Origin of the sequence: Burkholderia sp. 572 (assembly GCF_040545135.1) — a bacterium.
Taxonomy (GTDB): domain Bacteria; phylum Pseudomonadota; class Gammaproteobacteria; order Burkholderiales; family Burkholderiaceae; genus Burkholderia; species Burkholderia cepacia.
In genome coordinates this window covers 125708-150055 of record NZ_JBEPLH010000013.1, presented here as the reverse complement: position 1 = coordinate 150055, position 24348 = coordinate 125708, and the positions used below count along the sequence as shown (strand labels likewise).

20 protein-coding genes are annotated in these 24348 nt (G+C 69.5%); 14 read left to right on the top strand and 6 right to left on the bottom strand.

All coding sequences use genetic code 11. The annotated features are described in order from the left end of the window. Positions 1-20 precede the first annotated feature (20 nt). Positions 21-1673 (bottom strand): acyl-CoA dehydrogenase family protein, encoded by a 1653-nt coding sequence (locus tag ABIC51_RS24765; RefSeq protein WP_146254005.1) that lies wholly within the window; start codon positions 1671-1673, stop codon positions 21-23. Between the two features lie 121 nt (positions 1674-1794). Between ABIC51_RS24765 and ABIC51_RS24760 the strand changes: the two genes are divergently transcribed. The 4 genes from ABIC51_RS24760 to ABIC51_RS24745 all read left to right on the top strand — a co-directional run bounded on the left by ABIC51_RS24760 (position 1795) and on the right by ABIC51_RS24745 (position 6129). Next, on the top strand, positions 1795-2469 hold the full coding sequence (locus ABIC51_RS24760) for a TetR/AcrR family transcriptional regulator (RefSeq protein WP_027788698.1): 675 nt from the start codon (positions 1795-1797) through the stop codon (positions 2467-2469). Between the two features lie 199 nt (positions 2470-2668). Beyond that, positions 2669-3823, top strand: coding sequence for a pyridoxal phosphate-dependent aminotransferase (locus ABIC51_RS24755; protein ID WP_027788697.1), 1155 nt, complete (start codon positions 2669-2671; stop codon positions 3821-3823). A gap of 71 nt (positions 3824-3894) precedes the next feature. Beyond that, complete coding sequence (locus tag ABIC51_RS24750) at positions 3895-4683, top strand: ABC transporter substrate-binding protein (RefSeq protein ID WP_027788696.1); 789 nt, start codon at positions 3895-3897, stop codon at positions 4681-4683. Positions 4684-4698: 15 nt separating this feature from the next. Continuing rightward, positions 4699-6129: an FAD-binding oxidoreductase gene (locus ABIC51_RS24745; RefSeq protein WP_175900379.1), complete on the top strand. Its 1431-nt coding sequence runs from the start codon at positions 4699-4701 to the stop codon at positions 6127-6129. Positions 6130-6174: 45 nt separating this feature from the next. Here the strand turns inward: ABIC51_RS24745 and ABIC51_RS24740 are convergent, their stop codons facing one another. Further along, on the bottom strand, positions 6175-6747 hold the full coding sequence (locus ABIC51_RS24740; RefSeq protein ID WP_354006668.1) for a PadR family transcriptional regulator: 573 nt from the start codon (positions 6745-6747) through the stop codon (positions 6175-6177). Positions 6748-6815: 68 nt separating this feature from the next. Further along, the gene (cadR, locus tag ABIC51_RS24735; protein WP_014895515.1) at positions 6816-7247 is read right to left on the bottom strand and encodes a Cd(II)/Pb(II)-responsive transcriptional regulator; all 432 of its coding nucleotides are present in this window, start codon (positions 7245-7247) and stop codon (positions 6816-6818) included. Positions 7248-7339: 92 nt separating this feature from the next. On the opposite strand from cadR, the gene ABIC51_RS24730 reads away from it, so the two are divergent. Further along, the gene (locus tag ABIC51_RS24730) at positions 7340-9880 is read left to right on the top strand and encodes a heavy metal translocating P-type ATPase (protein WP_175900376.1); all 2541 of its coding nucleotides are present in this window, start codon (positions 7340-7342) and stop codon (positions 9878-9880) included. 10 nt (positions 9881-9890) lie between these two features. Beyond that, positions 9891-10274, top strand: a complete 384-nt coding sequence (locus tag ABIC51_RS24725) for a zinc ribbon domain-containing protein (RefSeq protein WP_027788692.1) — start codon at positions 9891-9893, stop codon at positions 10272-10274. A 159-nt stretch (positions 10275-10433) separates the two neighbouring features. Here the strand turns inward: ABIC51_RS24725 and ABIC51_RS24720 are convergent, their stop codons facing one another. After that, positions 10434-11312 carry an AraC family transcriptional regulator gene (locus tag ABIC51_RS24720; protein WP_059490293.1) on the bottom strand — a complete coding sequence of 293 codons (879 nt, stop codon included), beginning with the start codon at positions 11310-11312 and terminating at the stop codon, positions 10434-10436. A 275-nt stretch (positions 11313-11587) separates the two neighbouring features. Here ABIC51_RS24720 and ABIC51_RS24715 point away from each other — a divergent pair, with 275 nt between their 5' ends. The 4 genes from ABIC51_RS24715 (at position 11588) to eutC (ending at position 16995) form a co-directional block, all read left to right on the top strand. Further along, positions 11588-13051: a mechanosensitive ion channel gene (locus ABIC51_RS24715; RefSeq protein WP_146254001.1), complete on the top strand. Its 1464-nt coding sequence runs from the start codon at positions 11588-11590 to the stop codon at positions 13049-13051. Positions 13052-13298: 247 nt separating this feature from the next. After that, positions 13299-14711 (top strand): ethanolamine permease, encoded by a 1413-nt coding sequence (gene eat, locus ABIC51_RS24710; RefSeq protein ID WP_059694466.1) that lies wholly within the window; start codon positions 13299-13301, stop codon positions 14709-14711. Between the two features lie 95 nt (positions 14712-14806). After that, the gene (locus ABIC51_RS24705; protein WP_027788688.1) at positions 14807-16204 is read left to right on the top strand and encodes an ethanolamine ammonia-lyase subunit EutB; all 1398 of its coding nucleotides are present in this window, start codon (positions 14807-14809) and stop codon (positions 16202-16204) included. After that, positions 16201-16995 carry an ethanolamine ammonia-lyase subunit EutC gene (eutC, locus tag ABIC51_RS24700; RefSeq protein WP_021164100.1) on the top strand — a complete coding sequence of 265 codons (795 nt, stop codon included), beginning with the start codon at positions 16201-16203 and terminating at the stop codon, positions 16993-16995. Before ABIC51_RS24705 ends, eutC begins: the two co-directional genes overlap by 4 nt. 97 nt (positions 16996-17092) lie before the next feature. Here the strand turns inward: eutC and ABIC51_RS24695 are convergent, their stop codons facing one another. Continuing rightward, positions 17093-17977 carry a LysR family transcriptional regulator gene (locus ABIC51_RS24695; protein WP_027788687.1) on the bottom strand — a complete coding sequence of 295 codons (885 nt, stop codon included), beginning with the start codon at positions 17975-17977 and terminating at the stop codon, positions 17093-17095. A gap of 155 nt (positions 17978-18132) precedes the next feature. Here ABIC51_RS24695 and ABIC51_RS24690 point away from each other — a divergent pair, with 155 nt between their 5' ends. Continuing rightward, positions 18133-19746 carry an MFS transporter gene (locus ABIC51_RS24690; protein WP_175862305.1) on the top strand — a complete coding sequence of 538 codons (1614 nt, stop codon included), beginning with the start codon at positions 18133-18135 and terminating at the stop codon, positions 19744-19746. Positions 19747-19854: 108 nt separating this feature from the next. Here ABIC51_RS24690 and ABIC51_RS24685 read toward each other — a convergent pair whose 3' ends face one another. Beyond that, entirely contained in the window at positions 19855-20283 is a 429-nt protein-coding gene (locus tag ABIC51_RS24685; protein WP_226129334.1) for a pyridoxamine 5'-phosphate oxidase family protein, read from the bottom strand. A gap of 321 nt (positions 20284-20604) precedes the next feature. Between ABIC51_RS24685 and exaC the strand changes: the two genes are divergently transcribed. The 3 genes from exaC to ABIC51_RS24670 all read left to right on the top strand — a co-directional run bounded on the left by exaC (position 20605) and on the right by ABIC51_RS24670 (position 24278). Next, on the top strand, positions 20605-22131 hold the full coding sequence (exaC, locus tag ABIC51_RS24680) for an acetaldehyde dehydrogenase ExaC (protein WP_021163584.1): 1527 nt from the start codon (positions 20605-20607) through the stop codon (positions 22129-22131). Between the two features lie 364 nt (positions 22132-22495). Further along, a complete protein-coding gene (locus tag ABIC51_RS24675) occupies positions 22496-23041 on the top strand; it encodes a hypothetical protein (RefSeq protein ID WP_060349879.1) in 546 nt (181 codons plus the stop codon). 205 nt (positions 23042-23246) lie between these two features. Continuing rightward, complete coding sequence (locus tag ABIC51_RS24670) at positions 23247-24278, top strand: helix-turn-helix domain-containing protein (RefSeq protein ID WP_027788682.1); 1032 nt, start codon at positions 23247-23249, stop codon at positions 24276-24278. Positions 24279-24348 lie beyond the last annotated feature (70 nt).

Sequence of the window (24348 nt, the reverse complement as noted above, 5' to 3'; positions counted from 1 at the left end):
CCGGGCCGGACGAACGGGCGTCAGGCCGGGTACGCGCGCTGCAGCAGCGCGGCGACGTCGATCGCGTGCGGGTCGAAGCCGCCCGCGATGCGGCCCCAGTCGGGCGCGGCAAGCCGTGTCGCGACGAACGCGTCGGCGACGGCCGCCGGTGCGTCGCGGCGCAGCAGGCACGCCTGCGCGACGAGCGCGAGGCGCTGCGCGAACACGCGGCCCGACGCCTCGAGCGTGTCGGCCGGTGCGTCGAGCATCGCGCGCAGCGCGTCGAGCGCCGCGCGGATGCGCGGTTCGCCCGCGCCGAGGTCGGCGAGTTCGGTGAACAGCGCGGCAGCCGCGTCGGGCTCGCGCGACACCGCGCGCAGCACGTCGAGGCACATCACGTTGCCCGAGCCTTCCCAGATCGAGTTGACGGGCGCCTCGCGGAACAGCCGCGCGATCGGGCCGTCGTCGACATAGCCGTTGCCGCCGAACACTTCCATCACCTCGCCGGTCAGCTCGACCGCGCGCTTGCACACCCAGAATTTCGCGGCGGGCGTGACGATGCGCTTCCATGCGCGTTCGCGCGGCGAGTCGTCGCGCTCGAACGCGTCGGCCAGACGCATCGCCAGCACGAGCGCGGCTTCGCTTTCGAGCGCGAGATCGGCCAGCACGGTGCGCATCAGCGGCTGTTCGGCGAGCGCACGGCCGAATGCATGGCGCTGGCGCGTGTACGCGATCGCCTGCACGACGCCCTGGCGCAGCATCGCCGCACTGCCGAGCACGCAGTTCAGCCGCGTGTAGGTGGCCATTTCGATGATGGTCGGAATGCCGCGGCCTTCGTCGCCGAGCATGATGCCCCACGCGTCGTTCAGCTCGATCTCGCTGCTCGAGTTGCTGCGGTTGCCTACCTTGTCCTTCAGCCGCTGGATCTCGACCGCGTTCTTCGTGCCGTCCGGCCGCCAGCGCGGCACGTAGAAACACGACGGGCCGCCGCCTTCGGTCTGCGCGACGACGAGGTGCGCATCGCACATCGGCGCGGAGAAAAACCACTTGTGGCCGCGCAGCCGGTATTCGCCGCCGCGCCCGCCCGCGCCGACGGCGGTCGCGAGCGTCGTGTTCGCGCGTACGTCGGAGCCGCCCTGTTTCTCGGTCATGCCCATGCCGAACCAGATCGAGCGCTTGTCGGCGACCGGCACGTCGCGCGGATCGTAGTCGTCGCTGTAGAGCTTGTCGCGCAGCAGCGCCCACAGCGCGGGCTCCTTCTGCAGCACCGGGATCGCGGCCTGCGTCATCGTCGCGGGGCACAGCGTGCCGGCCTCGATCTGGCCATGCAGGTAGAAGCCGGCCGCGGTCGCGGCCCAGCGGCCGCGGCGCGACTCGCGGAACGCGAGCGACACGAAGCCTTCCCGGCGGTACCGGCCGAGCAGCGCGTGCCACGCCGGGTGAAAGTCGACGCGGTCGATGCGCCGGCCGCGCCGGTCGAACGTGTTCAGTTCCGGCGTGTGACGGTTCGCTTCGTCGGCAAGCCGCGCGGTGTCGGCGCTGCCGAGCCACGCGCCGTATGCGTCGAGCTGCGGCACGGCCCAGTCGGCGCCCGCGCGGGTGAGCGCGTCGCGCAGCGCGATGTCCGTCGTGAAGAGGTTATAGTCGACCAGTTCGTCGAACTGGTTCGTGACGGCGTGAGTCGATTCGGTCATCGAAGTTGTCTCCGGTCTCATGCTTCGCGGGCGGCCGGCGTCATGCCGCACGGATGACGCTTCGGCGCCGGTTCCGGCCCCCGGTAAAACGCATGCCCTGCTGATTTCCAGAGTAGCAAATATGCCGCCGCGACATGTTCAGGTTCCGGCGCCGCCCGGCCAGCCGGCGGCGCAACCCGCGCCCGCGTTGCGCCGCCGGCCGCGCCAGTCGCGCGCGCAGGCGAGTTCCGACGCGCTGCAGCAGGCGTTCGTTCAGCTTTTGCTCGAACGCGGCTACGCGAAAGCGACGATCCGCGAGATCGCGGCCGTCGCGGGCGTCAGCATCGGCACCTTCTACGAGTATTTCGGCGACAAGCAGAGCCTCGCGGCGCTCTGCATCCATCGGCACGTGCTGGCGCTGGCCGACCGGCTGCGCGACGCGGTGGCGGGGCTGCGCGGCGCGCCGCGGGCCGAACTCGCCGCCGCGCTCGTCGACCTGCAGGTCGACGCGATCGGCGCCGACGCGGCGCTGTGGGGCGCGCTCTTCGCGCTGGAGCGGCAGGTGTCGCCGCTCGCCGCCTACCGCCGGCATTACGACGCGTACGTCGCGCTGTGGCGCGACGCGCTCGCGCACGCGGCCGATCCGCCGCCGGCCGCGCGGCTCGACGGGATCGCGCGGATGGCGCACACGCTCTGCTACGGCGGGCTCTCGCAGGCGCTGCTGACGCTCGGGCCCGCGTTCGACATCGCCGCGCTGCGTGGCGAATTGCGGGCCGTGCTGCTCGCCTATCTGGCGGCGGCCGGTAGCATCCTTTAAGAGAAATGCCGGATTCGCATGTCGGCCGGGCAGGCGAGCCTTGCCGCCGCGTGCTTCTCTCCATGGGGCATGAGAAAAATACATGGCCGCCATGACGAAGTTTCGTTTGTCCACCGATATTGGCTCGGGCTAAATCATGCGGCGATGCAGGCCGCGCGCGTCGCGCGGGGCCGCCCGAAGGACATTAGAAGGAGGAGTCATGCGAAGCGCCACCGCGCCCCGTTCGAAACTGCCCGACGTCGGGACGACGATCTTCACGGTGATCGGCCAGCTGGCCGCCCGGCACGATGCGCTGAACCTGTCGCAGGGCGCGCCGAATTTCGCGCCCGATCCGGCGCTCGTCGAAGGCGTCGCGCGCGCGATGCGCGACGGGCACAACCAGTACGCACCGATGGCCGGCGTGATGGCGCTGCGCGAGCGGCTCGCGGAAAAGACGGAGGCGCTGTACGGCGCGCGCTACGACCCGGCCACCGAGATCACGGTGATCGCGAGCGCGAGCGAGGGGCTGTACGCGGCGATCAGCGCGCTCGTGCACCCGGGCGACGAGGTGATCTACTTCGAGCCGTCGTTCGACAGCTATGCGCCGATCGTGCGGCTGCAGGGCGCGACGCCCGTGGCGATCAAGCTGTCGCCGGAGCATTTCCGCGTGAACTGGGATGAAGTGGCGGCCGCGATCACGCCGCGCACGCGGATGATCATCGTCAACACGCCGCACAACCCGACCGCGACCGTGTTCTCGGCCGACGATCTCGAGCGGCTCGCGCAGCTCACGCGCGACACGGGCATCGTCGTGCTGTCCGACGAAGTCTACGAGCACGTCGTGTTCGACGGCGCGCAGCACCAGAGCGTCGCACGCCACCGCGAGCTGGCCGAGCGCAGCGTGATCGTGTCGTCGTTCGGCAAGTCGTTCCACGTGACCGGCTGGCGGGTCGGCCATTGCCTCGCGCCGGCCGAACTGATGGACGAGATCCGCAAGGTGCACCAGTTCATGGTGTTCTCGGCCGATACGCCGATGCAGATCGCGTTCGCGGAGATCCTCGCGCGGCCGGACAGCTATCTCGGCCTGTCGGCGTTCTACGAGGCCAAGCGCGACCTGCTCGCGCGCGAGCTGGCCGATTCGCGTTTCGAGCTGCTGCCGAGCGAGGGCTCGTTCTTCATGCTCGCGCGTTTCCGGCACTTCTCGGACGAAAGCGACAGCGATTTCGTGCTGCGCCTGATCCGCGACGCGCGTGTCGCGACGATTCCGCTGTCGGCGTTCTACACCGACGGCACCGACGCCGGCGTGATCCGGCTCAGCTTTTCGAAGGACGACGCGACGCTGGTCGAAGGCGCGCGGCGGCTGCGTTCGCTGTAAACCCCGTACGGCATCCGGCCACGGGCATCCGGCGACGGGTACGTCGCATCGACCAGACACAGGAGATCACGATGAAGCACACGGCCACCCTGAAACTCGCGTTCGCACTCGCGTGCGCCATCGGTTCCGGCGCGGCGCTCGCCGATGCGCAGACACTGCGCTTCGGCCTCGAGGCGCAATACCCGCCGTTCGAATCGAAAGCGCCGAACGGCGACCTGCAGGGCTTCGACATCGATGTCGGCAACGCCGTCTGCCAGACGGCGAAGCTGTCGTGCAAATGGGTCGAGACGTCGTTCGACGGCCTGATTCCCGCGCTGAAGGGCCGCAAATTCGACGCGATCAACTCGGCGATGAATGCGACCGAGCAGCGGCGCCAGGCGATCGACTTCACGACGATCATCTATCGCGTGCCGACCCAGCTGATCGCGCGCACCGGCAGCGGCCTGCTGCCGACGCCGGAATCGCTGAAGGGCAAGCGGGTCGGCGTGCTGCAGGCGTCGATCCAGGAAACCTTCGCGAAGGCGCACTGGGAGCCGGCCGGCGTCGCGGTCGTCGCGTACCAGGACCAGAACCAGGCGTATGCGGATCTGGTCGCGGGCCGTCTCGACGCGACGCTCGTGCTCGCACCGTCCGGCCAGCGCGGCTTCCTGTCGCGTCCGGACGGCAAGGGCTTTTCGTTCGTCGGCCAGCCCGTGCACGACGACCGGATCCTCGGCAGCGGCATCGCATTCGGGCTGCGCAAGGGCGACAGCGCGCTGAAGGCGAAACTCGATGCGGCGATCGACAAGCTGAAGGCGGACGGCACGGTGAAGTCGCTCGGCCTGAAGTATTTCGGCGATATCGACATTTCGGCGAAGTAAGCGGGGCAGCGCGCGATGCAGAACCGGAACACGACCGCCGCGGGCGGCGAACCGGCGGGCACGCCGCTGTCGGGCGACGCGCTCGAAGCCGTGCTCGTCGCCGAACTGGGCGATGCGCTCGTCACGCGCGCGGCCGACATCGATCCGCGTTATTTCACCGCCTACAACGAGCCGGCCGGCGCGCGGCCGCGCGCGCTGGTGCGCCCGCGCAGTGTCGACGACGTGTCGCGCACGCTCGCGCTGTGCGCGCGGCTCGGCCAGACGGTCGTGCCGCAGGGGGGCCTGACGGGGCTCGCGCGCGGCGCGGTCGCGCTCGGCGGCGAGGTCGTGCTGTCGATGGAACGCTTCGCGGGCGTCGAGGCGCTCGACGCGGCGGCCGGCACGATGACCGTGCGCGCCGGGACGCCGCTGCAGACGGTGCAGGAAGCCGCGGAAGCGGCGGGTTTCACGTTCGGTGTCGATCTCGGCGCACGCGGCTCGTGCCAGATCGGCGGGATGCTCGCGACCAACGCGGGCGGCACGCGCGCGATCCGCTACGGGATGATGCGCGAGCAGGTGCTCGGGCTCGAGGCCGTGCTCGCGGACGGCACGGTCGTGTCGTCGATGAACCGGATGCTGAAGAACAACGCGGGCTACGACCTGAAGCAGCTGTTCATCGGCAGCGAGGGGACGCTCGGCGTCGTCACGCGTGCCGTGCTGCGGCTGCATCCGTTGCTCGCCGCGCCGGCCACGGCGCTCTGCCGCGTGCGCGACTACGACGCGGTCATCGCGCTGTGGAATCGCGTACGCACGCTGCCGGAGGTCGTCAGTTTCGAGGCGATGTGGCCGGCGTTCTACGACTACGTCGCGCGCCGCACGCCGGGCGTCTCGGCGCCGTTTGTCGGCGACGACGGCTTCGCGGTGCTGATCGAATGCGCGACGAGCGCACCGCGCGGCGATGCGCACCAGGCGCTGGAAACCGGCCTCGCGGCGGGAATCGAGGCCGGGCTCGTGGAGGATGCGGTGCTCGCGACGTCGGAGCGGCAGGCGCGGGACTTGTGGACGCTGCGCGAAGGCCTCGCGATCGACGCGCTGCCGCATCTGGTCAACTTCGACGTGAGTTTGCCGACCGGCGAACTCGGCGTGTTCGCCGAACGCTGCGAAGCGGCGCTGCGCATGCAATGGCCGGATGCCGTGTGCCTGTTCTTCGGGCACGTCGGCGACGGCAACGTTCATATCGGCGTGTCACTGGCCGGGATGAGCGATGCGGACGCCGACGCGCTTGATCACTGCGTGTACGCGGTGGTGCGGGACATGGGCGGCTCGGTGTCGGCCGAGCACGGGATCGGCGTGCTCAAGCGGCCTTATCTCGCGCACACGCGCAGCGACGCGGAAATCGGGCTGATGCGACGCCTGAAGGCCGCGCTCGATCCGGGCGGCATCCTGAATCCGGGCAAGGTGCTTTGACGGCGGCGTTGCCTGTCGCCGCCGGGCGCCCGCCTGCGTGATTTGTCAGCCGTCCACCCAGCGCAGCGCGCCGATCTTCAGGTGTTCGACGACGCTGCGCGCCCATCCGAGCTCGGCATTGAGCAGCACGAGCGCGTGTTCGTTCTGCAGCAGGAACAGGCGCGGCACCTGGTCGGCCTGCGCGGCGTTGCGCAGCGTCTCGAGGCGCTCGCGCTCGGCGTCGAGCCGGGCGATCCGAAGCTCGAGCTGGTGGCGGGCATCTTCGGCGTCGAGCAGCGGCAGGAAGGCGAGGCCGGCGCCGAACGCCGGGAATTCGCGCGCGGGCTCCGCGAGCAGCGCATGCAGCCACGCCTGCCCGGCCGTGTGCCCGGCCTCGGTCAGCGCATACAGCGTGCGCTCGGGAAACGCGCCATCGCGCTCGGTGTCGTGAACGGCGATCAGCCCGTCGCGCAGCAGCCGGTCGATCGTCTGGTAGAGGCTCGTGCGCTGCCGGACGTTGACGACTTCGTCGTACCCGCGGGCCTTCAGTTGCTGCAGCATCCCGTACGGATGCATCGGCGTTTCGGTGAGCGTCGCGAGGACGGCCAGCGCGAGCGGGGATGGACGACTAGTGAACATGAATAGTTATCGCATATCTAGTAATGATATAACTATTCTCGACGAAACTATCGCATTCCACAAGGGTTTCAGCCGAGGTGCGAGCGTTTCGCGGCCGGTGCGACGGTTTCCATCGTCGCGAGACCGTGCACGATGCCGCAATCCTCGACCGAATGCTCGCCGACGCACTGCCGGCGCAATTCGGTGAGCTGGTCGCGCAGATGCGTGAGTTCCGCGAGGCGCGCATCGACGTGGCCGATGTGTTCGTCGAGCAGCGCATTGATCGAATCGCAGGGATCGGCCGGCGTGTCGGTGAGCTGCAGCAGCGCGCGGATTTCGTCGTGGGCCATGTCGAGTGCGCGGCAGTTGCGGATGAAGCGCAGCCGTTCGACATGCACGTCGGTGTAGTTGCGGTAGTTCGAGTCGGTGCGCTCCGCATCCGGCATCAGCCCCTCTTTCTCGTAGAAACGGATCGTCTCGGGTGTGCAGCGGGCCGCCTTGGCCAGTTCGCCGATCTTCATTGTCTTTCTCCCGTGCAAGGGTTGACCTTGTAGTGGCTTCAGGGTGTTAACTCTACTCCGTCAAGCCATTGAAAGCCATTGAGGAGGTTGTCATGACCGATGCCCAGCGTACCCACGACCCACGACACCGTCACGCCGGCGGCGCCGATGCGTGCTGCGCCGATTCGCGCGACACGCAGACGGCGACCGTTGCCGACGCGGTGCCGGCGGCCGGCGAGCGCGCGCACGGCCACGACCATGATCACGGCGACCACGACGACGCGCATCGGCACGGCGCGGCGTGCACGCACGACCACGGCGCGCACGACCCTTCGGATCATGGCCACGATCATGCGGAAGGCAGCGGCCATGTACACGGCGACGCGTGCTCTCACGACCACGGCAAGCACGACCACGACCACGACCACGACCACGACCACGCGGCCGGCGACTGCTGCGCGCCTGCCGCGCTGACGCTCGCGCCGCTGCCGGTCGCGCAGGCGACCGCGTCGGGTCACGTGCGCTCCGCGTTCCGGATCATGCAGATGGACTGTCCGACCGAGGAAACGCTGATCCGCAAGAAGCTCGGCGGGATGAGCGAAGTGTCGGCGCTCGAATTCAACCTGATGCAGCGTGTGCTGACCGTCGAACACGTGCCGGGCGCCCAGCCGGCGATCGAAGGCGCGATCCGCACGCTCGGGATGACGCCCGAGGCCGCGGCGGCCGGCGCGCTGGCGTCGCGCGTCGTCGACGCGTCCGCGAAGCCGTGGTGGCCGCTGGCGCTGGCCGGCGTCGCCGCGATCGCATCCGAGGGCGCGACGTGGGCCGGGCTGCCGGTGTGGTTCGCGGCGGCGCTCGCGCTTGCCGCGGTACTCGCGTGCGGGCTCACCACGTACAAGAAGGGCTGGATCGCGATCCGCAACGGCAACCTGAACATCAACGCGCTGATGAGCATCGCGGTGACGGGGGCGATGGCGATCGGCCAGTGGCCCGAAGCCGCGATGGTGATGGTGCTGTTCACGATTGCCGAGCTGATCGAGGCGAAGTCGCTCGACCGCGCGCGCAATGCGATCCAGGGCCTGATGCAGCTCGCGCCGGACACCGCGACCGTGCAGGACGCCGACGGCTCGTGGCGCACGATCGAGGCCGCGCAGGTGGCGCTCGGCGCGGTCGTGCGCGTGAAGCCGGGCGAGCGGATCGGGCTGGACGGCGAGGTCGTCGCCGGCCGCTCGACGGTGAACCAGGCGCCGATCACCGGCGAGAGCCTGCCCGTCGAAAAGACGACCGGCGACGCCGTGTACGCGGGCACGATCAACGAATCGGGTTCGTTCGAATACCGCGTGACGGCGGTGGCGGCCAACTCGACGCTCGCGCGGATCATCCATGCGGTCGAGGAGGCGCAGGGCGCGAAGGCGCCGACGCAGCGCTTCGTCGACCAGTTCGCGCGTGTCTACACGCCGATCGTGTTCGCGGTCGCGCTGCTGGTGGCGGTGGTGCCGCCGCTCGTCATGGGCGGTGCGTGGCACGACTGGATCTATCGTGCGCTGGTGCTGCTCGTGATCGCGTGCCCGTGCGCGCTGGTGATCTCGACGCCGGTGACGATCGTGTCGGGGCTCGCGGCCGCGGCACGACGCGGGATTCTCGTGAAGGGCGGCGTCTATCTGGAAGAGGGGCGCAAGCTCGCCTGGCTCGCGCTCGACAAGACCGGCACGATCACGCACGGCAAGCCGGTGCAGACTGACTTCGACCTGCATGCGACCGACGCCGATGCGGTGCGGGTGCGGCACCTTGGTGCGAGCCTCGCGGCGCGCTCCGATCACCCGGTGTCGCAGGCGATCGCCGCCGCGGCCCGTGACGCCGGCACGACGGCATTCGCCGATGTGCAGGATTTCGAAGCGATCGTCGGGCGCGGGGTGCGCGGCACGATCGACGGCACGCGCTACTGGCTCGGCAACCACCGGCTCGTCGAGGAGCTCGAACGCTGCTCGACGGCGCTCGAAGCGAAGCTCGATGCGCTCGAGCGGCAGGGCAAGAGCGTCGTGGTGCTGGTCGACGAAGCGCGCGTGCTCGGCATCTTCGCGGTGGCCGACACGATCAAGGACACGAGCCGTGAAGCGATCGCCGATCTGCACGCGCTCGGCATCCGCACCGCGATGCTGACGGGCGACAACCCGCATACCGCGCAGGCGATCGCGAAGCAGGCCGGCATCGACGACGCGCGCGGCAACCAGTTGCCGGAAGACAAGCTCGCGGCGGTCGAGGAGCTGTCGGCCGGCGGCGCGGGCGCGGTCGGGATGGTCGGCGACGGGATCAACGACGCACCGGCGCTCGCCCGTGCCGACATCGGCTTCGCGATGGGGGCGATGGGCACCGACACGGCGATCGAGACGGCCGACGTCGCGCTGATGGACGACGACCTGCGCAAGATTCCCGCGTTCGTGCGGCTGTCGCGCGCGACGCATCGCGTCCTGGTGCAGAACATCGGCTTCGCGCTCGGCGTGAAGGTCGTGTTCCTCGGCCTCACGGTCGCGGGGCTCGGCACGATGTGGATGGCGGTCTTCGCCGACGCGGGCGCCAGCCTGATCGTCGTGGCCAACGGCTTGCGGCTGCTGTCGTCCTCCGGGGCGTTCGGCGGCGCGCAGGCCACGCGTTGAGGAGCGGGCGATGAGCTTTCTGAAGCGAATCCTGGGCGGCCATGGCGGTGGCCACGGCAATGGCGGCCACGGTGGCGGAGGCCACGGCGGTGGAGGCGGGCATCACGGCGTGCAGCGCCAGGACGCACACGGCGGCCACGACGCGCGCGGCCGCGATCGCCACGGCTGGGGCTGGCAGGCGCCGGCCGACGCCAGTGGCGGGCGAGGCGGCCAGGGCGGCAACGTGCCGCTGAGCCAGCTCGCGTGCGCCGGCTGCGGCGCGCTCAATGGGGCCGATGCGCGTTTCTGCGCGCAGTGCGGCGCGGCGCAACGCGGCAAGGCCTGCAGCCGCTGCCATGCGGCGCTGGCGGCCGACGCGCGGTTCTGTCCCGGCTGCGGGACGCAGGCGGCTTGAAGAGGTCCGCGCGTTCGTGCCGGCTGCGCATGAGCACAGGCCGGCACGCTTCGTTCGACGGCCGGCGCACCAGCCTGCCCGATATCGTCCCGGGCATGCTCGCGCCGGCAATATCGTCGCGGTCCGTCCAGATACACGGCTCCACGACGCCCCCTTTGCTCAGCGCAGCGGCAGATGAATTTCGGTACGGAGGTCGGCCGGCGCCGCATCCATCGGCGTGTTGAGGTACAGCTCGAACGGCGGCGCGTCGGCGGCTTCGCGGCCCGAATGACGCAGCCAGTCGCCGTAGAGCCACTGGTAGGCCGTCTTCAGGTCCGCGTACGGCCCCGTATGCAGCAGCACCGCGTATTCGCCGCCCGCGACCGTCGCGCGTTCGACCGGCGGCACGGGCTCGACGTCCGGCGCGCCGTCGGCCGGCATGAAACACGCCTTCGCGCGCAGCTGCGCTTCGGGCGTCGTGTCCGGATCGTCGTAGAAAATGCCGATCATCTTCGCGCCCGGGCCGATCAGCCCGTGCTGCCCGACCCACGCGCCGATCCGCCCGAATGCGTCGCCGACCTTCATGTATGCGCCCGTGTGCGCCACCGCGTAGCCACGCAGTTCCGGCAGCCGCCGGATTTCGACTTCATGCTTGAACATGTCTTCCTCTCCTCTCTGTAGTGGATAGATGGGCCGGTGGCTGCCCGTGCGCCGGTGCTGCGCGGGCGGCACACCGTATGCGTCGCGAAACGCCCGCGCGAACGCGTGCGTCGAACCGTAGCCCGCGCGCCGCGCGATCTCGTCGATCGGCCGCGCCGTGCACACGAGATCCTCGGACGCGCGCACGATCCGCATCCGCCGCACCGTCAGCACGATCGATTCGCCGTACAGCGCGCGATAGACGCGCTGCCAGTGATACGGCGACAGGCACGCGACTTCGGCGAGCCGGTTCAGGTCGAGCGGGCCGTCAAGGTGCGCGCGGATGTATTCGTGGACGCGCGCCACGCTTGCCGCGTAGCGGGCCCATGCAGGCTGGTCGGGTTTCGTTTCGACGGTCATCGGCGTATCCGGGCAGGAACCGACGCCACGGTAGCACGGTGCGAATTGATAAATCTTGCGGAAATACGCAGGCGCGCCGACCCGTCGGGCCCTTTTTCATTTTGGCGAAATGGGGTCTTGCCCCTCTGCGATCTATGACTAAAGTTAAAGACGGAATCGGGTGATCGCGTCATTTTTCTCGGGTAAGTTGCTCCGTCGGGGCAGCACGCTTTTCGAAGTACGCAGGTAGTTCGTCGATGTCCAATCGCAACACCACGTTTTCGGGAGAAGAAGAAATGGATGCTTCCAGCTTCATCACGTCGCTGCAGACCACGCTAGGGGGGTATCTGCCAAAGATTGCCGGCGCGATCGGCATCCTGGTGATCGGCTGGCTGATCGCCGTCGTGGTGCGGGCCGGCGCGATGCGTCTGCTCGGCGCGCTGAAGGTCGATCAGCGGATCAACGAAAGCACCGGCCAGGGCGCATGCGTCGAGCGCATCATCGCCGGCGGCCTGTTCTGGCTCGTGCTGCTGGTCACCGCGGTGGGCATCTTCAACGTGCTCAACCTGTATGCGGTCTCCAACCCGTTCTCGCTGCTGGTCACCCACATCGTCAACTACCTGCCGAACCTGATCGGCGGCGCGGCGCTGACGCTGATCGCGTGGCTCATCGCGTCGCTGCTGCGCAGCCTCGCGAACCGCGCGCTGAAGGCGAGCAAGATCGACGACAAATTGTCCGAAGGCGCCGGCTTGCAGCCGATGAGCGGTTATCTCGGCGACGTGCTGTTCTGGCTCGTGATCCTGATGTTCCTGCCGGCGATCCTCGCGTCGTTCGCGTTGTCGGGGCTGCTGACGCCCGTGCAGGGGATGGTCGACAAGCTGCTCGCGATCGTGCCGAACCTGTTCGCGGCCGCGGTGATCGGCATCGTCGGCTGGATCGTCGCGCGCGTGCTGCGCGGCCTCGTGACGAACCTGCTCGTCGCCGCCGGCGCCGACCGCCTCACGCAGCGTCTCGACAGCCCGACGCCCGTGCGCGTGTCGAGCCTGATCGGCACGGTCGTCTACGTGTTCGTGTTCGTGCCGACGCTGATCTCCGCGCTCGACGCGCTGAAGATCGACGCGATCTCGGTGCCGGCCACCAACATGCTGAACCAGTTCCTCGGCGCGGTGCCGGACATCGTCGCGGCGATCGTGATCGTGCTGGTGACGTTCTACTTCGCGCGCTTCGTCGCGTCGCTCGCGCAGAAGCTGCTGGAAGCCGCGGGCGCCGACGGGCTCCCGGCCGTGCTCGGCGTCGAGCGCGTGTTCTCGGGGATCCTGCTGCCGTCGGTGCTGGTGGCGCGGCTGATCGTGTTCTTCGCGATGCTGTTCGCCTCGGTCGAAGCGGCGAACCGGCTCGGCTTCTCGCAGGTGCGCGACGTCGTCACGCTGTTCATCGAATTCGGCGGCCACGTGCTGACGGGCGGCGTGATCCTCGTGATCGGCGTGTGGCTCGCGGGCCTCGCGCGCCGCGTGATCGAGCAGGCCGACCGCGAGCACAGCGTGCTGTTCGCGCGCATCGCGCAATTCGCGATCCTCGGCCTCGTGTTCGCGATGGGGCTGCGCGCGATGGGCATCGCGAACGAGATCGTGCAGCTCGCGTTCGGCCTCGTGCTCGGTGCGATCGCGGTGGCGGTGGCGCTGTCGTTCGGCCTCGGCGGCCGCGAAGCGGCCGGCAAGCTGCTCGACCGCTGGTTCAACCAGCGCGGCGGCGGGCAATAAGTCTTGCGCGTCGATCATCCGTCCGGCCGCTTCGTGCGGCCGGCGGCGGCGGTCGCAGCGGGGCGGGCCCGGCATCGGCGCCTTTCGCGCATCGGGAGGCCGTACACGCCCGGAACAGGCGTTTCCGTCAGCGAAATGTCAGCCGCGATCTTTGCCGAATTTCGATAACACGTCGTTTAATGACTCTCTAGCATCGATTCTCAGTCGCGCAGGCCGCCAGGCCCGGCGCATTTGAGGAGAGAGTCCGATGAAAGCAGAGTCGAATGGCCGGCCCGCCGCCGGCGCCAAGTCGTCCGGCCAGCCCGCGCTGCAGCAGACGCTCGGGACCTGGCAACTGTGGGGCATCGCGGTCGGCCTCGTGATTTCCGGCGAATACTTCGGCTGGAGTTACGGCTGGGCGAGCGCCGGCACGCTGGGTTTCGTGATCACCGCGCTGTTCGTCGCGGCGATGTACACGACCTTCATCTTCAGTTTCACCGAGCTGACGACGTCGATCCCGCACGCGGGCGGCCCGTTCGCGTATGCACGCCGCGCGTTCGGCCCGACCGGCGGTTATCTCGCCGGCGCGGCGACGCTCGTCGAATTCGTGTTCGCGCCGCCCGCGATCGCGCTCGCGATCGGCGCGTACCTGCACGTGCAGTTTCCGGGGCTCGAACCGAAGCATGCGGCGATGGGCGCGTATCTCGTGTTCATGGCGCTGAACATCGTCGGCGTGCAGATCGCGGCGACCTTCGAGCTGGTCGTGACGCTGTTCGCGATCTTCGAGCTGCTGGTGTTCATGGGCGTCGTGTCGCCGGGCTTCGCGTGGAGCAACTTCATGAAGGGCGGCTGGTCGGGTGCCGATCATTTCAGCCTGGGCGCGTTCCACGGGATGTTCGCGGCGATCCCGTTCGCGATCTGGTTCTTCCTCGCGATCGAAGGCGTCGCGATGGCCGCCGAAGAGGCGAAGAACCCGAAGCGCTCGATTCCGATCGCGTACGTGGCCGGGATCCTGACGCTCGTCATTCTCGCGATCGGCGTGATGGTGTTCGCCGGCGGCGCGGGCGACTGGACCAAGCTCGCGAACATCAACGACCCGCTGCCGCAGGCGATGAAATACATCGTCGGCGAGAACAGCGGCTGGATGCACATGCTCGTGTGGCTCGGCCTGTTCGGCCTCGTCGCGTCGTTCCACGGGATCATCCTCGGTTATTCGCGCCAGATCTTCGCGCTGGCCCGCGAAGGCTACCTGCCGGAGTGGCTCGGCAAGGTGCATCCGCGCTTCAAGACCCCGCACCGCGCGATTCTCGCGGGCGGCGTGGTCGGCATCGCGGCGATCTACAGCGACGAGCTGATCCAGTTCGGCGGGCAGACGCTGACCGCGAATATCGTGACGATGTCGGTATTCGGCGCGATCGTGATGTATATCGTGAGCATGGCGTCGCTGTTCAAGCTGCGCCGCACGCAGCCGAACATGGCGCGGCCGTTCCGCGCGCCGCTGTACCCGATCTTCCCGGCCTTCGCGATCCTGGCGGCGCTCGTCTGCCTCGGTACGATGGTGTATTTCAACGGGCTGGTCGCGCTGGTGTTCGTCGGCTTCCTCGCGGTCGGCTACGCGTACTTCCTCGCGACGCGTTCGCAGCGGGCGAGCGCGCCGGGCGACGCGCTGCTGGAGGAGTGAGCAGGTGAAGGTGAACGGCCGTTCCTGACGGCATCCGGCGCGCCCCGTCGAACGGGCGCGCCGTCGGCTTTTGGCAAGGCAAGGAGACTCGCACGATGTCCTATACGGAGACGATCGGCCCGCGCACGTACCGTTTCGCGGACCTGAAGACGCTGCTCGCGAAAGCGAGCCCGCTGCGTTCCGGCGACCAGCTCGCCGGTGTCGCGGCGGCGAGCGAGGAGGAGCGCGTGGCCGCGAAGATCGCGCTCGCGGGCGTGCCGCTGAAGGCGTTCCTGAACGAGGCGGTGATTCCGTACGAACACGACGAGGTCACGCGCCTGATCCTCGACGATCACGATGCGGCGGCGTTCGCGGAAATCTCGCACCTCACCGTCGGCGACTTCCGCAACTGGCTGCTGTCGCCCGCCGCCGACGGCGCGGCGCTCGAACGGATCGCGCCGGGCCTCACGCCCGAGATGGTCGCCGCCGTGTCGAAGCTGATGCGCAACCAGGACCTGATCGCGGCGGCGCGAAAACGCCGCGTCGTCACGCGCTTTCGCAACACGGTCGGGCTGCCGGGCCGGATGTCGGTGCGGCTGCAGCCGAACCACCCGACCGACGACGTGAAGGGGATCGCCGCGTCGATGCTCGACGGGCTGATGTACGGCTGCGGCGACGCGATGATCGGCATCAACCCGGCCACCGACAGCCTCGCGGCGATCGTGAAGCTGCTCGCGATGATCGACGGGTTCCGCGAACGCTACGGCGTGCCGACGCAGTCGTGCGTGCTCACGCACGTGACCAACACGATCGCGGCGGTCGAGAAGGGCGCGCCGGTCGATCTGGTGTTCCAGTCGATCGCGGGCACCGAGAAGGCGAACGCGAGCTTCGGCATCTCGCTCGCGCTGCTCGGCGAGGCGCGCGAAGCCGCGCTGTCGCTCAAGCGCGGCACCGTCGGCAACAATCTCATGTACTTCGAGACGGGGCAGGGCAGTGCGTTGTCGGCGAACGCGCACTTCGGCGTCGACCAGCAGACCTGCGAAGTGCGCGCGTATGCGGTGGCGCGCAAGTTCGAGCCGTTCCTCGTGAACACGGTGGTCGGCTTCATCGGGCCCGAATACCTGTACGACGGCAAGCAGATCATCCGCGCGGGGCTCGAGGATCACTTCTGCGGGAAGCTGCTCGGCGTGCCGATGGGCTGCGACATCTGCTACACGAACCACGCGGAAGCCGACCAGGACGACATGGACACGCTGCTGACGCTGCTGGGCGCGGCCGGCATCAACTTCATCATGGGGATTCCGGGCGCGGACGACGTGATGCTGAACTACCAGAGCACGTCGTTTCACGACCAGCTCTACGTGCGCGAGGTGCTCGGCCTGCGCCGCGCGCCGGAATTCGAGGAGTGGCTGGAGACGATGGAGATCGCCGACGCGCACGGTGCATTGCGCGCCGCGAGCTCACGCGTGCCGCTGCTCGCGGGCGCGAACGACTGGATGGGGATTTCGGCATGAGCGACGCCGTCGAAAAGAATCCGTGGGGCCAGCTGAAGTCGTTCACGAACGCGCGGATCGCGCTCGGCCGCGCGGGCAACAGCCTGCCGACCGCGCCGCTGCTGGCCTTCAACCTGTCGCACGCGCAGGCGCGTGACGCGGTGCACCAGCCGCTCGACTCGGACGCGCTGCGGCGCGAGATCGAGGCGGCCGGCCTGCTGCCGACGCTCGGCGTGCAGAGCGCCGCGCCGGACCGTGACCACTATCTGCGCCGGCCCGATCTCGGCCGCAAGCTGTCGGACGACAGCCGCGGGCTGCTCGCCGGTTACGGCGCGGCGCTCGACGACGCGCCCGATGTCGTGTTCGTGGTCGGCGACGGGCTCTCGGCGTTCGCGGCCGCGAAGCAGGCACTGCCGCTGCTGCAGGCCGTGCGGCCGCGGCTCGACGCGGACGGCTGGCGGATCGGCCCGGTGGTGGTCGCGACGCAGGCGCGCGTCGCCCTCGGCGACGAGATCGGCGAGCTGCTGCGCGCGAAGGTCGTGGCGATGCTGATCGGCGAACGGCCGGGGCTCAGCTCGCCGGACAGCCTCGGCGTGTACCTGACGTGGGCGCCGAAGGTCGGCTGCCACGACGCGCTGCGCAACTGCATCTCGAACGTGCGGCCCGAAGGGCTGCCGTACGCGGCGGCCGCGCACAAGCTGCATTACCTGATGACGCATGCGCGCCGGCTTCAGCTGACGGGCGTCGGGCTAAAGGACGACAGCGACGCGCTGTTGCCGCAGGCGGAAGCGGAGCGGATCGGGGCGGACTGAAAACGGGCGCACGCGGGCCGCTCCCGCATCGCGGGTTGCGTGCTTTTCGGGCGGCAGGAGCGGCACGAGGGCGGCTGTCGAGGCGCCCGCCACCCGGCTACCTGAACAGCCGCTCGCACAGAAAATCGACGAACACGCGCAGCTTCGGCGACAACTGCCGGCTCGACGGCCACACGATCGAGAACTGCCCCGGCGCGATCCGGTAGTCGTCGAGCACGGTGACGAGCGCGCCGTGTTCGAGCGCGTCGCGTGCGAGGAAGTCGGGCATGTAGCCGATGCCGAGCCCCGCGAGCACGGTGCCGCGCAGGGCTTCCATGTTGTTGCAGGTCAGCGCGGTGCGCAGCTTCGGCGGCGTGCCGTCGGCGGCCGAGAGCGCCCAGTCCTGCAGCTTGCCGGTGGTCGGGAAGCAGTAGCGCACGCATTCGTGCGCTTCGAGATCGCGCGGCGTGCGCGGCGTGCCGGCCCGCGCGAGATACGCGGGCGTCGCGCACAGCACGAACGCAAACGGGCCGAGCCGCCGTGACATCAGGCTCGAATCGGACAGCGGGCCGCTGCGGATCGCCGCGTCGAAGCCGCCTTCGACGACATCCACCATCCGGTCGTTGAAATCGAGATCGAGCTCGACGTCCGGGTAGCGCTGCCGGAATTCGGGCAGCACCGGCAGCAGGAACCGGTAGCCGATCACCGGCAGGCTCACGCGCAGCCTGCCGCGCGGGCGCTGCGCCGACGCCGTCACGGTCGCTTCCGCGTCGCGGAAATCCTCGAGGATCCGCTGGCAACGTTCGTAGAAGTGGCGCCCCTCTTCGGTGAGCGTGACGCGGCGGGTCGTGCGGTTGAACAGGCGCACGCCCAGCGACTGTTCGAGTTTCGCGATCGTCTTGCCGACCGCCGACGCCGAGATGCCGAGCGCGCGGCCGGCCGCGACGAAGCTCAGCGCTTCGGCGGTGCGGACGAACGCGACGATGCCGGACAGGTTTTCCATCGAATCGAAGCGCGCTCGACGACACGCGCGGTGAAGTGAATTGCGGAATTCTAGTCCGGTATATGCGGAACTTCGCGTGGTTTTTCTTCGATTGAATCGGATTTATCTTCTGTCGCTCTGACGGCGCATCCGCGCCGGCCTTTAGAGGAGCGATGATGGATCAGCCTTTTTCAGCCGCATCGACGCAGTCGGCACGCCGGCGCGCGTGGGTGCTGGCCGCCGTCTGCATGGCCGCCGTCGCGCTGCCGTTGTCGTTTTCGGGCGGCGCGGTCGCGACGCCCGCGATCGGCCGCGACCTGCACGGCGGCACGGTCGCGATGAACTGGATCACCAACGCGTTCATGCTCGCGTTCGGCAGCTGCCTGATGGCGGCGGGCGCGCTGGCCGACCAGTTCGGCCGCAAGCGCGTGTTCGCGATCGGGGTCGGCGGTTTCACGCTGATGTCGGTCGCGCTCGCGTTCGCGCCGTCGATGCTCGCGGTCGACCTGCTGCGCGCCGCGCAGGGGCTCGCGGCGGCCGCGGCGCTCGCGGGCGGCACGGCCGCGCTCGCGCAGGAGTTCGACGGCGCGGCGCGCACGCGCGCATTCAGCCTGCTCGGCACGACCTTCGGCATCGGGCTCGCGTTCGGGCCCGTGCTGGCCGGTGCGCTGATCGGGCACGGCGGCTGGCGCACGATCTTCGTGACGAGCGCGGTGGCCGGCGGGCTGTCGCTCGGCTTCGGGCTGCCGCGCATGCACGAGTCGCGCGACCCGCACGCGACGGGGCTCGACTGGCCCGGCACGGCCGCGTTCACCGCCGCGCTGACGCTGTTCACGTTCGGCGTGATCGAAGCCCCCGCACGCGGATGGTCGAACGCGCTCGTGATCGCGCTGCTGGCCGGCGCGGCGCTCGGCGCCTGCGCGTTCGTGGCGATCGAGACGCGGGTCGCGCGGCCGATGCTCGACCTGTCGCTGTTCCGGATCGCGCGCTTCGTCGGCGTGCAGGTGCTGCCGGTGTCGACCTGCTGCTGCTACATCGTGCTGCTCGTCGTGCTGCCGCTGCGCTTCATCGGCATCGACGGCTTCAGCGAGATCGACGCCGGCTGGCTGATGCTCGCGATTTCCGCGCCGATGCTGGTCGTGCCGCTGGTCGCGGCGACGCTCACGCGCTGGCTGACGGCCGGCGTGATCTCGGGGCTCGGGCTGCTGATCGCGGCGGCCGGGCTGGTGTGGCTGGACGTCGCGCTGCGCGGCGGCGCGGGGCCGGCGGCGATCGCGCCGATGCTCGCGATCGGCGTCGGGGCCGGCATGCCGTGGGGGCTGATGGACGGGCTGTCGGTGAGCGTCGTGCCGAAGGAGCGCGCGGGGATGGCGACGGGCATCTTCAGCACGACGCGCGTGGCCGGCGAAGGGATCGCGCTCGCGATCGTCGGCGCGGTACTGGCCGCGCTCGCGCAGACGGGGCTGCGACAGGCGGCGGGCGCCGCCGGCACGCCCGATGCGACGCTGCGTGCGGCCGCGCGGCTCGCGACCGGCGATCTCGCGGGCGCGGCGGCTGCATTGCCGGGTGTCGGCCAGGCGGCGCTGCTCGCGAGTTACGCGCATGCATTCGACCGGTTGCTGATCGGTCTGGCGGTCGTCACCGTGTTGTGTGCGGTGGTGGTGTTCGTGTTTCTCGGCGGGCGGCGGGTGGCTGCGGAAGCGGGCGACGGCACCGACGGGCACGCCCATGCCGACGTGCCGGTGCGCAGCCGGATCGATGCGGCCTGCACGGAAACGCACGGGCGTTGAGCGGCGTATCGCCATGCGCGGGCGCTTCGGCCACGGCAGCGGGAGTGCCGCATTGTTTCATCGTCGTTTGCATCGCAAGTCGGCGATTCGTCCAGCGCATCACGTGAATCACGCCAGCACCAGCGGCGGCAGCGCCGCATCGGCGCGCGCCTGCGCCCGTTCCACTTCAACCACCACATAGCGCCGCGCGTCCGGCCACAGGTGAGCGCGGCCTTGCGCATCCTCGTCGATCGCCGCGCGGCCCTGCACGAGCCAGGTCGTCTGGCGCACGAAATCGACGAACAGCAGCGCGACGGCCGGATTCACGAGCAGGTTGCCGATCGTGTTGAACAGGTTGTTGCCCGCGAAGTCGGGCAGCACGAGCGTGCGGCGGTCGGGGATGTCGACGAGCGGCTCGAACGAGCCGTCGGCGCGCGGCTGGCGGCCGCGGTACGAGCAGTCGCTGTTGCCGCCTTCGTCGGCGGTCGCGACGATCAGGAACGCCTGCTCGCGGATGAACGCGATGGCGTCGTCGGTCAGGGGGCCGCGGTCGTTCATGGTGTCGGTCGGCGCACTCGCCGTTGCGTGGGAATGCACGAAGCGCACGCAAGCGACATGCCACGCGTCGCGGCCGGCGTCCGCCTGCACGCGCGCCCGCGCACTGTGGAAATTTCGCACACCGGCCCCGGCTGCTGCGCAATCGCGCTGTTCAGAATGGGTACACCCGCCGTGCTGCGTGGGTGAACACGGCACGGTGCGCACGCGGGCCGGCCGTGGTCGCCGTGCTTCCGTCCGGTTTGGCACGCATGTTGCGTAAACGGATGCAGCGCGATCCAACCGGCGCTGTACGCACACAAGCACGATGAACAGGAGACATGTATGAACCCGTTTGACCTGAAGCAACTGGGCCTCGACGTCGAATACCCGTACCGTCAGCAATACGACAACTACATCGGCGGCAAGTGGGTTCCGCCGGTGAAAGGCGAGTATTTCGAGAACGTGTCGCCGATCAACGGCCAGCCGTTCTGCCGCATTCCGCGCTCGGGCGCCGACGACATCGAGCTGGCGCTCGACGCCGCGCATGCCGCGCGCCGCAAGTGGGGCAAGACGTCCGTGGCCGAGCGCGCGAACCTGCTGCTCGCCGCCGCCGACCGGATGGAAAAGAACCTGAAGCTGCTGGCGGTGGCCGAAACGATCGACAACGGCAAGCCGCTGCGCGAGACGATGGCGGCCGACCTGCCGCTCGCGATCGACCACTTCCGCTACTTCGCGGGCTGCATCCGCGCGCAGGAAGGCGGCATCTCCGAGATCGACGACAACACCGTCGCGTACCACTTCCACGAGCCGCTCGGCGTCGTCGGCCAGATCATCCCGTGGAACTTCCCGCTGCTGATGGCCGCATGGAAGCTCGCGCCGGCGCTCGCGGCCGGCTGCTGCGTCGTGATGAAGCCGGCCGAGCAGACGCCCGCGTCGGTACTCGTGCTGATGGAGCTGATCGGCGACCTGTTCCCGGCCGGCACGATCAACATCGTGAACGGCTTCGGCAAGGAAGCGGGCGAAGCGCTCGCGACCAGCAAGCGGATCGCGAAGATCGCGTTCACGGGCTCGACGCCGGTCGGCAAGCACATCCTGCGCGCGGCGGCCGACAGCCTGATCCCGTCGACGGTCGAACTGGGCGGCAAGAGCCCGAACATCTTCTTCGCCGACGTGCTCGACCAGGACGACGCGTTCCTCGACAAGGCGCTCGAAGGGCTCGCGATGTTCGCGCTGAACCAGGGCGAGGTGTGCACGTGCCCGTCGCGGATCCTGATCCAGGAATCGATCTACGAGAAGTTCATCGAGAAGGCGGTCGCGCGCGTCGAGCGCATCAAGGCCGGCCACCCGCTCGACCTGCAGACGATGATCGGCGCGCAGGCGTCGCAGCAGCAGCTCGACAAGATCCTGTCGTACATCGACATCGGCCGCGGCGAAGGCGCGCAATGCCTGACGGGCGGCGAACGCACGGCGCCGGCCGCCGGCCTCGACACGGGCTACTACGTGAAGCCGACGATGCTGCTCGGCAACAACAAGATGCGCGTGTTCCAGGAAGAGATCTTCGGGCCGGTCGCGTCGGTGATGACGTTCAAGGACGAGCAGGAAGCGATCGAACTCGCGAACGACACGTTCTACGGGCTCGGCGCGGGTGTGTGGACGCGCAACGGCACGCGTGCGTACCGGATGGGCCGCGAGGTCGAGGCCGGCCGCGTGTGGACCAACTGCTACCACCTGTACCCCGCGCACGCGGCGTTCGGCGGCTACAAGCAGTCGGGGATCGGCCGCGAGACGCACAAGATGGCGCTGTCGAACTATCAGCAGACGAAGTGCCTGCTGGTCAGCTACCAGGCCGAGGCGCTCGGGTTCTTCTGACCCGGGGCGTCGACGCAGTGGCGGAGCGCCGGGATCGGCCGGCAGGGTAGCGCCGGCCGGGACGATCGCCGGGGTTCGTTGGTGGGGCGCGTGGCGCACTGGCTGCGTTCGACGTTCGATGGTCGGGTGACGTTTGCCCGTCCGTCGAACGTTGCACATGCGGGTGCGATGCGGCGGTTATCGGCTATCGGCTGGTGGCCGTCGGCCCATCCGGCCACCCGGCCACCCGGCACTTCGCCATTTTCGACTTCGACATCCGACCCCCGGCGCCGGTCGAGCATCGTCGCGGCCGGCGCCGGAAACGATACCGGCCGTCGTGTCGTCGCTGCGGCACGGCGCGCCGATGCGTGTAACGAAAACCAGCATGGCAGAACTGCCCCGATCCTTTCCGCGTCACCCCGTGTTCCATGCGGGCGAACTCGACGCGCAGCACCGCTTCGGCGTGGCCGACGAAGCCGAGCGGATGAGCGACGTGGTGACGACACGCGTGAGCATCGGCGTGCGGCAGTTCGTCGAATCTCAGCCGTTCATGTTCATCGCCACCGCAGGCGGCTCGCGCACATCCGTGAGCTGCGACATCGTGCCGGGCATGCGCGATGCGAACGGCGATCTGCTGCCGGTCGTCCGCGTGATCGACACGAAGACGCTGCGGTTCGCGTTGCCGGTCGCCCCCGGCGCCGGGGGCCGGATCGATGCGGCGGCATGCGACGGCAGCGGCGTCGGGTTGCTGTTCGTCGACTTCGTGCGCGGCATCCGCTACCGGATCAACGGTCGCGCGACGCTGCGCGCCGATTTGCCCGAAGCCGACGCGGCACCCTGGCCGGCCGGAAGCGCGATCGTCGAGCTGGCGGTCGCGCAGGCGTATGGCAATTGCGGTACGCGGGTCGTCCGGCTGAAGCCGGCCGGGTAGCCGGGATTCGGTGGCCGGCGGCGGTCGAGATGCGCGGTCGTCGCGCGGATCGCACCGGCGGCGTGCGCGGCACGCTGCCTTCGGGTGCGCCCGGATGGCGCGCAACGGCCGGGCAACGTGGAATGACGGGCCGTGCGCCGAACCGCGCGGTTCGGCACGGGACTTGCGTGACAGACGCGGTTCCGGGCAGGTGAGGGAGGACACGATGGACCAACACGTGGCGTATAGCGAAGAACCGACGGCCGAAGACACGCGGCGCAACGCGCAGGGCGACGATGCGCTGGCCGGGCAGGCGGTCGTCAGCGTCGCGCACGACGCCGACGAGCAGGCGCGCAACCTGATCGGCTGGCGGCAGACCTACGACCAGCTCGCGGCCGGCCGTTTCGTCGGCACGCTGACCGAGCTGCCGCTCGACACGATGAAACTGTTTCGGGAATCGACGAGCCACCTGCTGCGCCAGGCATGCGAGGTGCGCGGCGATGCGTACTGGTTCGGCATCCCGCTCGTGAGCGACGGCACCGCGCGCGTCGATGCGTGCCGCATCGGGCCCGGCGCGCTCGCGTTCCGGCCCGGCAACGTCGAATTCGAACTGGTGACGCCCGCGCAGTTCTCGATCTACGGGATCGTCGTGCGCGGCGACGTGCTGCGCCGTTATGCGGAGGAGGTCGAACACCGCGCACTCGACGAGCGGCTGTTCACGCAGCGCGTGATGCAGGTCGGCGATGCGCGGCTCGCGCGCCTGTGCGCGCTGCTCGGCCGCCGGCTCGACGGGGCGGTGGCGATGGCCGGCCCGCTGGCCGATGCGCAGCGCGACGACCTGCAGGCCGAGGTGCTGGCCGCGCTGTTCGACGTGTGCGCGCAACCGGCCGACGACGATGCCGGCCGCGCGCCGTCGATGCGCCGCTGGATCGTCGAACAGGCGCGCGACTACGTGCTTGCGCACCGCACGCGCCCGGTCGGCGTGCCCGAACTGTGCGAGCAGTTGCACGTGAGCCGGCGCACGCTGCAGTACTGCTTCCAGGACGTGCTCGGCATGGCGCCCGCCACCTACCTGCGCACGCTGCGGCTGAACGGTGCGCGGCGCGACCTGTGCGGCCGCGCGGCCGGTTCGGTGCAGGACGTTGCGGAGGCGTGGGGCTTCTGGCATCTCAGCCAGTTCGCGACCGATTACCGGCGGCTGTTCGGCAAGCGGCCGTCAGAGACGCTGCGCGATCGCGCGGTGATGGTGGCGGGGTGAGCGCGGGGCAGCAGTCGGGGTGAGCCTGGCTCGGACTCGGACTCGGACTCGGACTCGGACTCCGGCTCCG